The 12,831-nt window shown below is 48.4% G+C and carries 8 protein-coding genes; 5 read left to right on the top strand and 3 right to left on the bottom strand.

The features are described 5' to 3' along the window. Positions 1–11 precede the first annotated feature (11 nt). A complete protein-coding gene (locus G5B30_RS15980; protein WP_206367162.1) occupies positions 12–1,172 on the top strand; it encodes a glycosyltransferase family 4 protein in 1,161 nt (386 codons plus the stop codon). Positions 1,173–1,214: 42 nt separating this feature from the next. Next, complete coding sequence (locus G5B30_RS15975; RefSeq protein ID WP_165321014.1) at positions 1,215–2,348, top strand: aminotransferase class I/II-fold pyridoxal phosphate-dependent enzyme; 1,134 nt, start codon at positions 1,215–1,217, stop codon at positions 2,346–2,348. An 8-nt stretch (positions 2,349–2,356) separates the two neighbouring features. On the opposite strand, the gene G5B30_RS17525 is transcribed toward G5B30_RS15975, so the two are convergent. Beyond that, positions 2,357–2,479, bottom strand: a complete 123-nt coding sequence (locus G5B30_RS17525; RefSeq protein ID WP_262886609.1) for a hypothetical protein — start codon at positions 2,477–2,479, stop codon at positions 2,357–2,359. Positions 2,480–2,670: 191 nt separating this feature from the next. Here G5B30_RS17525 and ligD point away from each other — a divergent pair, with 191 nt between their 5' ends. Then, positions 2,671–4,359 carry a non-homologous end-joining DNA ligase gene (ligD, locus tag G5B30_RS15970; protein WP_165321013.1) on the top strand — a complete coding sequence of 563 codons (1,689 nt, stop codon included), beginning with the start codon at positions 2,671–2,673 and terminating at the stop codon, positions 4,357–4,359. Between the two features lie 23 nt (positions 4,360–4,382). On the opposite strand, the gene G5B30_RS15965 is transcribed toward ligD, so the two are convergent. Continuing rightward, positions 4,383–5,543: a sensor histidine kinase gene (locus tag G5B30_RS15965; protein WP_165321012.1), complete on the bottom strand. Its 1,161-nt coding sequence runs from the start codon at positions 5,541–5,543 to the stop codon at positions 4,383–4,385. 450 nt (positions 5,544–5,993) lie between these two features. Here G5B30_RS15965 and G5B30_RS15960 point away from each other — a divergent pair, with 450 nt between their 5' ends. Continuing rightward, complete coding sequence (locus tag G5B30_RS15960; RefSeq protein WP_240903244.1) at positions 5,994–6,263, top strand: zf-TFIIB domain-containing protein; 270 nt, start codon at positions 5,994–5,996, stop codon at positions 6,261–6,263. A gap of 26 nt (positions 6,264–6,289) precedes the next feature. On the opposite strand, the gene G5B30_RS15955 is transcribed toward G5B30_RS15960, so the two are convergent. Beyond that, positions 6,290–7,726 carry a 7TM diverse intracellular signaling domain-containing protein gene (locus G5B30_RS15955; RefSeq protein WP_165321010.1) on the bottom strand — a complete coding sequence of 479 codons (1,437 nt, stop codon included), beginning with the start codon at positions 7,724–7,726 and terminating at the stop codon, positions 6,290–6,292. Between the two features lie 126 nt (positions 7,727–7,852). On the opposite strand from G5B30_RS15955, the gene G5B30_RS15950 reads away from it, so the two are divergent. After that, on the top strand, positions 7,853–12,831 hold a 4,979-nt coding region (locus tag G5B30_RS15950), incomplete at its 3' end, for a BspA family leucine-rich repeat surface protein (RefSeq protein ID WP_165321009.1).

Here is a 12,831-nt window from a genome sequence, read left to right as displayed (position 1 = left end):
TTACGTTGTCCATGACGAACCACCGCAAACTCATACGGATTACCACTGTACCCCTATCGCTAAAAACCCTTTTAAAGGGGCAACACCGGTTTATGTCGGAAAACGGATTTGAGGTACTGGGCGTATCCAGTGCCGGTAGGGAATTGGAAGAAGTGCGTGTGGATGAAGGGATACGGGTTGTCGATCTGGAGATGACGCGGACGATCTCACCGCTGCGGGATCTGAAAGCATTGTGGCAATTTTATCGGCTCTGTAAGCGGGAAAAGCCGACCATAGTCCATTCCCACACGCCGAAAGCGGGTATTGTGGGTATGCTGGGGGCAAAATTGGCCGGCGTGCCGATCCGCCTGCATACCGTAGCGGGATTGCCGCTCATGGAGGCTACGGGTGTAAAAAGGAAAGTGCTGGATTTCGTAGAGAAACTGACATACGGCTGCGCTACGAAAGTGTACCCCAACGCGAAGGGGCTGTATGATTTTATCGTAAGAAATACGTATACTTCCAACAATAAATTACAGGTCATAGCGAATGGTTCTTCCAACGGTATCGATACTTCTTTTTTTTCTGCTGAACGGATCAGTGTGCAGCAAAAAGAAGCGTTAAAGAGCCAGTTAGGGATACATGAAGGGGATTTTGTGTTTATTTTTGTCGGTCGTCTGGTGGGAGATAAGGGCATCAATGAATTGGTGGCTGCTTTTAAGGGGTTACATGTTCCTCAGGCTAAATTGCTGTTGGTAGGTGGGGCAGAGGCAGAGCTGGACCCATTGCAACCGGAGACCTTAGGGGAAATAGAATCCAATCCAAATATCATCGTTGTCGGCTTTCAGAAAGACGTGAGGCCTTATTTTTCGGTTTCGCAGGCTTTGGTGTTTCCGAGCTATCGGGAAGGTTTTCCGAATGTGGTGATGCAGGCCGGGGCGATGGGCTTACCGGGTATCGTATCGGATATCAACGGCTGTAATGAGATTATCATCGAAGGGCAGAACGGAACGATCATACCGGTAAAAAATGCGGAAGCTATTCAAAAAGCAATGCTTAAATGGAGCACTGATCGGGGGTACTATGAATCGCTCCGGGTACAGGCACGGGCGGGTATTGTGGGACGATATGAGCAAGCGGTGGTATGGCGGGCCTTACTGGAGGAATACACGCGCTTGTTGGGGCGTTTGTAAAATTGTATCTTGTAAAAAAATTAAAGTCTAATAGAAAAACCAATGGATCCAAAAATCTGGCTGTCTTCTCCGCACATGGGAGGCAAGGAATTACACTATATTCATGACGCATTTGATGCAAACTGGGTGGCGCCTTTAGGGCCGAATGTCAATGGTTTTGAAGCGGATATAGCCGCTTTTTTAAATGCAAACGTACAGATCGCTGCGCTCTCCTCGGGTACAGCAGCTCTGCATCTGGCGCTGATCGAATGTGGTGTGGGCTATGGGGATGAGGTGATCTGCCAGTCTATGACATTCTCGGCATCGGCCAACCCGATTGCCTACCAGGGGGCAACGCCGGTATTTGTGGATTCGGAACCGGAGACCTGGAATATCTGTCCTAAAGCGCTGCGGAAGGCTATCGTGGATCGGATAGCGAAAGGAAAGAAGCCGAAGGCCATCGTGGCGGTACATCTGTATGGTATGCCTTTCCGGGTGGACGAGGTCTTGGCGGTGGCAGATGAATTTGCTATTCCACTGATTGAGGACGCGGCGGAAGCGTTGGGGTCGACCTATAAGGGTAAGGCCTGCGGTACTTTTGGACGATTCGGGGTGCTGAGTTTTAACGGAAATAAGATCATCACGACGTCGGGGGGTGGAGCATTGGTCTGTAGGACGCAGGCGGATAAGGAGAAGGCTGTATTTTTGGCGACACAGGCGCGGGATGAGGCACCGCATTATCAACATTCGCATATCGGCTACAATTATCGGATGTCGAATATCTGTGCGGGAATTGGGCGTGGACAGATGGAGGTGCTGGGGGATCGAGTGCAGGCGCGCCGGGCGATGTATGATTTTTACAAGACGTTTTTTAAGGATATAGTGGGGGTGACAGTACTGACGGAGCCTTCGGCGGATTACTATGCCAACCATTGGCTGTCGGCTATTGTGATGGATCCTGAAAAAGTGGGTCGTACAAGAGAGGATTTGCGGTTGGCATTCTTAGCGGATAATATTGAGTCCCGTCCGCTGTGGAAGCCTATGCATATGCAGCCTGTTTTTGCGGATGCACCGTATTATGGGGAGAATGTGGCGCAGGAATTGTTTGCTAACGGCCTGTGCCTGCCTTCGGGGTCAAACCTGACAGAGACGGAGCGCGAGCGTATTACTACAGTGTTGCAACGCTTTTTTCAATAACAGCGGACTCACACTTCAAAATAATGGGTGATCATCAGCATCGCCACAACAGCTAAAAATAGACTTATAGCTACCGCGAAGTCCTGGACATCGTAAGGTAACTTCCGGAAATTTGACGGTGATTTGCTCATTTCATATTTCATTAAGACGTTCATAATTAATTTTTCATAGCGGCTAAGTGCTGCAATTTTCTTGCCAAGTTTTTGGTGAGTCGTAAATTCAAAAACTTACAAACCTTTTGCCGTATAACTTGCTATAGTATAACAAGCGCTTAGCGCGCAGTTATGTATTGTATTTTAGACACCCTCTTTAATTCCACAATATGGCATTGGATCAGTATAAAAAGAAAAGGGATGCGTCTCGGACACCGGAGCCTTTTGGCGGCAAAAGCAAGGACGCCGACGCATTACGGTTCGTTGTCCAGAAACATGCGGCATCGCACTTGCACTACGATTTCCGGCTGGAGGTACGGGGTGTGCTCAAGAGCTGGGCTGTTCCCAAAGGACCATCTGTCGACCCCGAAATCAAACGGCTGGCCATGATGGTGGAAGACCATCCTTATGACTACCGCAATTTCGAAGGGATTATCCCCAAAGGGCAGTACGGTGGGGGGACTGTAATTGTATGGGACGAAGGAACGTACCTCCCCGCGGAATTTGACGGGAGGACAAAGAAAGATATTGAAAAGCATCTGATGCACGGGCTGCATAACGGAAAGCTGAAGATCATCCTCAACGGAAAAAAGCTGAAAGGAGAATTTGCCTTGGTGAAAGCACACGGACGTGAAGAAAATGGCTGGCTATTGATGAAGCTGAAAGATAAGCATGCGTCCAAAGTGGATATCACGAAGAAAGATAAATCGGTGGTATCGGGCAAGACGATAGCGCAGGTCGCGGCGACAAGCACCAATATATACGGTTCAGGAAAGGGGGCATCGTCAGAAAAGAAACTGAAAAAGGAGACGCGTCAGGAGGAGAAAGCAGCTGATCCGGATGCAGAGGCGGAGGAATTGCTGAAAAAGGCGAAGAAAGGAAAAATGCCGGATAAGCTCAAGCCCATGCTGGCCACGTTGGTCGACAAGCCATTTGATGATCCGGATTGGGTATATGAAGTGAAATGGGATGGTTACCGCGCACTGGCGTATATCAAAAACGGTGAGGTGGAACTGTCCTCACGGAATATCAAGTCTTTCACGGCAAAATATTATCCCATTACGGAGGTACTGGAGGAATGGCAAGCTGATGTGGTGCTGGATGGCGAGATTGTGGTGATCGATAAAAACGGGATGGCAGATTTCGGAGCCTTGCAGAACTGGCGGAGTGAGGCGGATGGTGAACTTGTTTATTATGTCTTCGATGTCCTGTGGTATGAAGGGAAAGACCTGATGCCGCTTCCGTTGTCGGAGCGGCAGGCTGTCCTGAAGGAGATATTGCCGACGAACGATGACCGGCTCCGGCTGAGCGAGGTTTTTACGGTCGGTGGGTTGGAATTTTTTGAAGCTGCTAAAAAAATCGGCCTCGAAGGTATTATGGCCAAACAGAAAGGAAGCAAGTATATACCGGACCATCGTTCCAAGAGTTGGTTGAAAATCAAGGTAAACCATCGACAGGAAGTGGTCATAGGCGGTTTTACCAAAAATGAAGGGACTTCGAAAAAGTTCAGCTCCTTGCTGCTGGGGGTATACGAGCAGGGGAAGCTTCAGTATGTGGGCAAGGTGGGCACAGGTTTTACGGATAAGGTGCAGAAAGCCATGATGGAGGAATTTGCAGGGCTGATAACTTCCAAAAATCCCTTTTCGACGGATCCGGATATCAATAAGCCGTCGAGATTTCGACCCAACCCACCGAAAGCAAAGGTGACATGGCTGAAGCCTACGCTGGTCTGCGAAGTGAGCTTTACTGAGGTCACCAGCGATGGAGTATTTCGTCATCCGTCGTTCGAAGGGATGCGGAGCGACAAAAAAGCAAAGGAAGTGATGCGGGAAATTGCAGCAGACGGAGTCTTTAATTAAGGGTAGTTAGCATTATTATTTTATCAGACTAACGGAATCACTATCGTGAACCGTGAGCCTTTTTTCGGCGTACTCTCCGCATAGATATCGCCTCCTTGACGTTCCATAAACTCTTTACACAGCTGCAATCCCAGACCCACACCTTTTTCATTGGATGTGCCAAAAGTCGGTACAGCGCCAAAGAAGATACGCTCCATCTGCTCTGCTGCAATACCCGAACCGTTATCATGAATAATAAGACAGCAACTGTCCTTAGTCGTGTCAGCTTCTACCCGAATCAGCCCTCCTGCCTCCGTGAATTTGATCGCATTCTGCAACAAGTTACGCACGACCAACTGAAGCATGTTGGCGTCAGCCAATACACGGATATTTGCATGGACACTTGTATCCAATGCTATTCCTTTTTCATGACCCAGCTCATTCGCTGCCGATAGCGTACTTTCTAGTGTCTCCGCCAGAAATAATGGTGCGAGATGGACGGAGAAGCCGTCCAATTGTGAGCGTGACCAGTATAGCAGGTTGGTGATCATATCCAGTGTCTGATCGTTTCTTCGCTTCAGTTCTTGTTCGATTTGGGCACGGTCTATTGTGGAGACCGTAGGATTATTGAGTAAGGCACAATAGTGCTGTATCTGAATAAATGGAGCCCGTATATCATGCGAGAGAATCGAGAATAGACGGCTCTTTTCAGCATCCCGTTGTGCGACCATGGCTCTTTCCTTATCATAGCTTCTACGGAGAAAACCGATGATTATAGCTATGCTGATAACCGGTATTGGGAATGCTGTAATACGATCTAAAAATTGTCCATCAACAGCTCGAAAAGGATAGTGAATAAGCTGAGGATATTGCAGCTCGACCACGTGTATGAGTCCAAACACTAGGATAAATAGGGTTATCCATGCTACCATATGTTTATAGGGACAAATGGTCAGCAGTAGCAGCAGGTACACCGGCCAAATGAGGTCGGTAGAACCTTCAATACCTGCGTTAGTGAAGTAGTTGATTGATAACAACAGTAATCCGACAATACCAAATAGCTGGCTTCGATGCGCATGTAGCAAAAAGCGGGACCGATAGTATTCATAAAAGAACAACGTACCCGCCACGACGTAGGACACAGATGCGATATATAAGCCTGCAAAGAGACCATATGGCGAATAACCGAGCGTCAGTAACGTCATTCCGAAGGTTATTGAGTGAAATATTCGCGCCTCTAGTGCGAAGTCCGATGGACTGCCGATGAGAAAATCCCAACAACGTTTGGCCCGAAAAAGAAAAGGAGGAGTAGCACTATCCATTGGACAAATATCGCGCTTTATAACTAAACGACGAATTTATTATACCAACCTGCACAAGTATCGATAGCGCGTCAGGCTGGTCTTTATAAAAGGTGTGGTAGTGGGCCAAAATAGCATATTTGCCATCATCGGCAGTTTTTTGTCAGCTCACATGTAAAAGTTGCGGTATTTGAAGGCCTTCAATCAAGAGATCGAAGGGTCGTTGGAATAAAAATGTTAAAAAAGCTAAAATAGTCCCCCTAAGTTTGATAAATCGTGGTAAGAGTTGTAGTTTGGGAACACGAATTAAAACGAATAGAAATGAGGTGCCCGAATTGTAATGAAACATTGTTAATGACTGAACGCCATAGCGTAGAAATAGATTACTGTCCCGGTTGTCGTGGCGTCTGGTTGGACAAAGGCGAATTGGATAAACTGTTGGAATTTGCGGCCACACAGAATCAGTCAAGCGGTGCAGGAGCGCAACGTTATGAAAGACGTGAAGATCAGAATGCAAGCGATTCTTACGACCGTTACGATGACCGGGGCGATAGGAAGAATTATCCAAATAGATACCCCCGCAAGAAGAAATCATTTCTTTCCGATTTCTTCGATTTTGACTAACAGCGTAAACTTCCTCCTGGCTAAAATCATACGATAATTAGATTCTGTATCACTCGGTGCACCTCCTCGCGGCTGTTGACTTCGAGCTTGAGGTACAATCGGCGGATGTGATATTTCGTCGTGTTGATACTGATATACAGCTGATCAGTGATTTCCTGATTGGTCATCCTGTTCCAGATACACAGCAGCACATCCACCTCGCGGTCGGTAAGATCATAATGCTGTTTTAATTCAGCAATAACTTCTTGTTGGATATCCGCTATATTCTCTTCGTTTTTCAGGTATTGCTGTTGTGCTTTTTTAAGCTTCTCCAGCTCATAGAGGTGTCTGTTTAGCTTTTCTTTGTAAGCTTCATTTTCTTCCTGCACAGCCTTTACTTTAAAGACCAGGGCGAGGCTGACGCATATCATTTCTATTGCGCTGGCTAGGCGGATTGTATTGATGTCAAAATAGGATAGAAAATCCGAATCGATATATCGGTTTAATAGAAAACATGCTGACGTGAAAGCAATCAACCCAAAAGATAGAATCAAAAAGCGGGCGTAGACATCTTGCCGGCAGGTCCGGATGGCATGATAGAAGCATATGCCGGGTAGCCCAAAGATCAGCACGCAGGCCAGATGACGAAATAATAAAATGTCGGTCAGGGTATAGAGCAGCACGAAGGTAAACAGCACGGCGGTAAGGTACAGGAATATCCGTCTGAAATGGGGCATTTTATGCCTCATGTCGAGAAAATAATACGCAAAGACACTGGAAAGTGTGGCAGCTACCGCGATATTCCACAAGAGAAAATAGGGAACAATGAATGTCCCCTGTGAAAAAAAGTAAAACATCCCATCCTGGTAGAGGAAACTTATAAACAGGCTTAGCTGCAGGAAGGAATAGAGGATAAAGCGTTTGTCCCGAAAAATATAATAAAGCACGAAATTGAAGATCATGGACATAATCGCCAGCCCGTAATAAAGGCTGTTTCGCATGAGATTAACGGATTCGCTTTTTATAAATTCTGTCGGTTTGTCGATAGCAGCATCCAGCGCCTTGAACGGCTTGTCCTTGATGTGTAGGTAATATGCTGCCGCAGTGCTTTTAAAAAAATAAAGCGGGTAGCGACTCTGAATCTTTTGCTGACTGTGGTTAATATTTTTGGGAATTGTTACAAATCCGTTGCCTCGGTCGACGTACAATTGATACTCGGCAACCTGCATAGAAGGAATATGGAAGACAAGTGGTATGTTACGCATGGCCGGTGAGATAAGGCCTTTGATCCATCTGTTCCCTTGGGCATCTTCGGCAACCGACAAATCCCCTCTGCCGGGAATGGCCGTAAACGACAGTTGCGGTACTTCAACGGGTAGACTGCTCGAAGATTGGGCATATAATGTTCCTCCCGTTTCCAATACAAGGAAAAATAGTAAGATAACAACAATGAACGGATAAACGGATTGCAACGCAAGCTTCATAGTGATGTAGAGTGGTTCATAGATGTACAAATCTAAGTTTTTTTTCAAAACCACCCCTAAAGGGTGGGAAGATTTTTGTGAATTGGTTATATTTTTGTTGGTAAATCATAAGACTAACTACAAACTATGAATAACGCACAACCTATCCACCGGAGGTTTATTTACCTTTTGCTTGTCTTTATGCTGCCTTTAGCATTTTCGACATCCGCACAGACGACTACGATTACTTTTGACGATCAGGGGTATGTCCATAATGCAAACCTCGGAAAATCGATTACTATCGGGAATTTCCTGTTTAGCGTTCGTGCCGAAAATTTGGCAGAGCCTGAATATGATATCTATTATGAATCGTCTTCCGCAGCAAATGGTTTTGGTGGGTCAGGATTAATCTATGTAGGTGATCAGTTTAATTTTGATGATCCTTATTATTTCATAGTCAAAACGGTAGATGGGACGAATAGGTCTTTTCAAAGTGTATATATCTACGATTATGTATCAAATCCATTAACGGTAGATTTGACGGTTGAGGCTTATCGGGATGGGACACTATTAGGGACACAGGATTTAGATATTAGCAGTGTCAAGAATACGTATACGCTGGGTGCACTTTTTGGTAATGTTGATGAAATTCGATTTCGGCAGAAAACACCACTGGTTTATCCAGGCCTGTCAGGTGTAGTTTTCACGTTCGACCAATTCGTTATCGGACCACCTGTTGCTGCAAATAATCCACCGACAGACATTACGTTGAGCAATACCTCCGTAAATCAAAATGCAGGCATCAATGCCGTGGTGGGAACACTCGGCACGACAGACGCTGATGCGGCCAATACGCATACCTATACCTTAGTGGCCGGGTCAGGAAGTACGGATAACGGAAGTTTTAATATCACGAATACGAGCGGGTCCTGGACGCTACGGGCTGATAATGCTGCTGCCCTTACGCCTGGAACTTACAGTGTACGTATCCGTACCAATGATGGGCAAGGCACATACGAGAAAATTTTTACGATTACAGTCCTCGGTACAGTGGGCATTACGCCCGGCAGCACCGATAATTTTATTACGACGTGGTCTTTTGATCCCATGTATGCAGAAAATCCGAATCAAATTGTTATTCCGACGATTCCGGGTGAAACCTATTTATACGACGTGTATTGGGAGACTTCCAACAGTCTGGGAACAATGAGCGGTACGGCCACGGGGGTCACCGGGGATTTCGTGCTTTCACCCTATTTTCCCTCTTTTGAGCCAACGACCATCCGTATAGAAATTGCCGGACAGTTTCCACGGATAGGCCTGGAGCGATCGCAGCAACTCAATCCGGTGAATGATCCCATCTTGATTGGGATGGATGTGCTTACTTTAATGTCCATAGAACAGTGGGGAACTATTGCCTGGACGTCCATGGAGCGGGCCTTTTTTAAAGCAAAACAAATGCAGCTCAACGCAACCGATGCACCAGACCTGAGCCACGTAACCTCTCTCAAAGACATGTTCTTTGGCGCAGAGACCATGAATGCTCCGGTCAACCATTGGGATGTGTCGACTATTACCGATATGTCGGGGTTGTTTCGGGATTGTCTGTTATTTAATCGGCCCCTTGATAACTGGAATGTAAGCGGGGTTGCCGATATGAGTTTTATGTTCTACTGGGGGACGGAATTCAACCAGGATCTTAGCGGCTGGGACGTTGCTGCGGTAACAGACATGAGTCATATGTTTGGTCTGGCGCGAAAATTCAACCAAAACATCAGTGGCTGGGATGTGGGGCAGGTCGGGAATATGATGGAAATGTTTCATGGTGCTTGGGCGTTTAATCAAAATATAGGGATTTGGAATGTGTCGAACGTCAAGGATATGACGCGTATGTTTAATGATGCTCAGGTATTTAACCAAAATATAGCCAATTGGGATATTACCCATGTAACGGATATGGAAGATATGTTGAGTTCTTCCGGACTTTCGCTAGCTAATTATGATGCCATACTTATCGGATGGGCGGCGAAAACTGGTCTGCAAAGTGGTGTGGAACTACAAGCCACCGGGCTGACTTTTTGCGCGGGTGCAGAGGCTAGACAAAAGCTGATCGATGAGTATGGCTGGACGATTACCGGTGACAGCCCGGCTTGTGCGTCTATGCTCATCTTCGTGAAAAAAGAAGATGGTAAGTCGCTTGTTATTGCTGCCGAATCCAGTGATTCGATTCAACAGATCAAACAGAAGATACAGGATAAGGCGGGTATTCCGCCGGCGCAACAGCAGCTCTTCTTTGGCGGCACGGAGCTGGAAGACGGCAGAACATTGGCCGATTACAACATACAGAACGGAAATACGCTCAATCTGGTGCTTGCGGAAGGGCCGGTTGTCACGACTAGTGGCGGCACAACGACCTTTACCGAACCGGTTAATGGTAATCCTGTACCGGTGACGGTTGATCCGGGGTTGACGGTGACCGATCCGGCTAGTGCCACGTTGGCTTCAGCCACGGTGTCGATTACGGGTAATTTTCAAAGTGGGCAGGATATATTGGTTTTCGTAAACGACGGCAGTACTATGGGAAATATCAGCGGGAGCTATAATAGTAGCACCGGTGTACTCACACTGACTTCGGCGGCGGCTACGGCGACATTAGCGCAATGGCAGGGGGCGTTACGTGCGGTGACATATAGCAACAGCTCACAGGATCCAAATACCGCAAACCGTACGGTCAGCTTTGTGGTAAATAATGGCACGGCTGATAGCAGTCCGGCAACGAAGAATGTGACGGTGGTAGCCGTAAACACGGCGCCGGTGGCGGTGGATGACGAACTATCGGTAACCGAAGATGTACCTGCAACCGGCAACGTGTTGACCAACGATTCGGATGTGGAAGGAAATGCGTTGACGGCTTCTTTGACCACTGCACCGGTTAATGGAACGGTAGTATTGAATTTCGATGGAAGCTTTACCTATACCCCCAACTCCAATTATAACGGTTTGGATAGTTTGGAGTACCAGGTGTGTGACAACGGTATGTCTTCTCGGTGTGATACAGCATGGGTGTACTTTAACGTGGCGGCCGTGAACGACGCTCCTGTGATCACGACTCCTGCCGGTATCGCCGTCAATGAGGACATACAGACCTCACTCACCGGGATCAGCTTCAGCGATGTGGATGCGGGCAGCGGGAATGTTACGGCAACCTTTTCGGTGCTTAGCGGTACACTGTCTGCTATATCGGGTAATGGCGTGACCGTCAGCGGGCCGGGAACGGCCACATTGACATTGACCGGATCGATTGCGGACCTGAACGCATTCATCGCTGCCGGCCATGTTGATTTCAAGACCGCGTTACATGCAACGGGCAATGTAGCCCTTACGGTAACGATCGATGATGGGGGCAATACGGGATCGGGGGGATCTCTTGGAGACTCGCGGACGGTCACACTGACGGTGACAGCCGTAAACGATGCTCCGGTGAATACGGTTCCGGGAATACAGGAGGTTGATCAGAACGGGGGGCTGACATTCAGTGCGGCGAACGGTAACGGCATCATGATTTCGGATGTGGATGCGGGAGGTAATACGGTGGAGGTGACACTGACTGCGACAAACGGGTCACTGACCCTTTCAGGCACTACGGGACTGACATTTGCCACGGGAATTGGTACGGACGACGGGACAATGACCTTTGCGGGTACCATCGCCGATATCAACGTGGCGCTCGGCGGACTGACGTTCCGGCCGACAATGGGATTTTATGGTGCAGCGAGCTTACAGATCGTCACCAGCGACCTGGGCAATTCGGGTTCGGGCGGAGCTTTGACGGATACGGATGTCATCAACATCACGGTCAACCCGATCAACCCTGAAGTGTTGGAGGTCGGATCGACAAGTGCGGATAGAACGTATAAGATAGGTGATGATATTGTCTTGACCATAAACTTCAATCAGCCGGTGGCTGTAGATGAGACGGGCGGATCACCAACGCTGTTCGTGGAGACGGGTACGGTTGACCGGGAAGCAGTTTACCTGTCCGGTTCGGGGACGACTGTGCTGACCTTCCAATATAGGGTTCAAGAAGGTGACGTGAGTGCCGATCTGGATTATGCATCCACTGCCTCACTGACACTCAACGGTTCGACGATACGGAATGTTGCCGAGCTGGATGCTGTACTGACCCTACCGACAGTGGGTGGTCCGAATTCGCTCGGGGGACAGCATGCTATCGTGATCGATGGGGTCGCCCCTGCAGCGCCTGCTGGAGTGACGGCAACTTTTGGTAATCAGCAGAACGTGCTGAACTGGACGGCCAATACAGAGGGGGATCTGACGTCATACAAAGTTTACGGTGGTACCTCGGCCAATCCAACCAGTGTGCTGGCAACGGTTACGGCTCCGGCGGCGACGACCTATACCCATACGGGTCTGACGAACGGTACGACGTATTACTACCGTATCACGGCTGTAGACCAAGCGGGCAACGAGAGTGCAGCAGGTACGGAAGTCAGTGCGGTACCTAAAGCACCGCAGGTGATCACGTTTGGTGCGCTGCCGTTGAAGACCTACGGTGATGCGGACTTTGCTGCGGGAGCTACGAGCACGAACGGTACGATCCCGATCACCTACAGCAGCAGCAATGAAACGGTGGCCACGATCGTAGCCGGCAAGATCCGTATCGTTGGCGTGGGCACGGCGACGATTACGGCGTCGCAGGCAGGAGGCTCGGCCTATACACCGGCGGCAGATGTTGATCAGACGCTGACGGTTGACCCGAAAGCACTGACGATTACGGCCAATGACCAGAGCAAGATCTATGGCAATGCCTTTACCTTCAGCGGTACCGAGTTTACACCGGACGGCCTTGTGAACAACGATGCAGTTACCTCGGTGACATTAACTTCAGCAGGAGCATCAGCCTCGGCCGATGTTGACACCTACGAGATCACCGCTTCGGCAGCACAGGGACCAAAAGTGGGTAACTACGATATCAGCTATGTAAGCGGCACACTTACGGTGAACAAAGCCCCGCAGACGATCACGTTTACGGATCCGGGCACACTTTACCGTGATGCGGGCACGATCGACCTTGACGTCTCATCCAGTAGCGGCCTGCCGGTCAG

Source organism: Sphingobacterium sp. SGG-5 (assembly GCF_011043525.1).
GTDB lineage: Bacteria > Bacteroidota > Bacteroidia > Sphingobacteriales > Sphingobacteriaceae > Sphingobacterium.
The sequence above is the reverse complement of the archived record's forward strand: the minus strand, read 5'-3'. Positions and strand labels throughout refer to the sequence as shown.

Excerpts from the sequence above, each read along its gene's own strand:
- G5B30_RS15980 (WP_206367162.1), top strand. The coding sequence starts at position 12 with ATGACGAACCACCGCAAACTCATACGGATTACCACTGTACCCCTATCG.
- G5B30_RS15975 (WP_165321014.1), top strand. The coding sequence starts at position 1,215 with ATGGATCCAAAAATCTGGCTGTCTTCTCCGCACATGGGAGGCAAGGAA.
- G5B30_RS17525 (WP_262886609.1), bottom strand. The coding sequence starts at position 2,479 with ATGAGCAAATCACCGTCAAATTTCCGGAAGTTACCTTACGATGTCCAG.
- ligD (WP_165321013.1), top strand. The coding sequence starts at position 2,671 with ATGGCATTGGATCAGTATAAAAAGAAAAGGGATGCGTCTCGGACACCG.
- G5B30_RS15965 (WP_165321012.1), bottom strand. The coding sequence starts at position 5,543 with ATGACGTTACTGACGCTCGGTTATTCGCCATATGGTCTCTTTGCAGGC.
- G5B30_RS15960 (WP_240903244.1), top strand. The coding sequence starts at position 5,994 with ATGACTGAACGCCATAGCGTAGAAATAGATTACTGTCCCGGTTGTCGT.
- G5B30_RS15955 (WP_165321010.1), bottom strand. The coding sequence starts at position 7,726 with ATGAAGCTTGCGTTGCAATCCGTTTATCCGTTCATTGTTGTTATCTTA.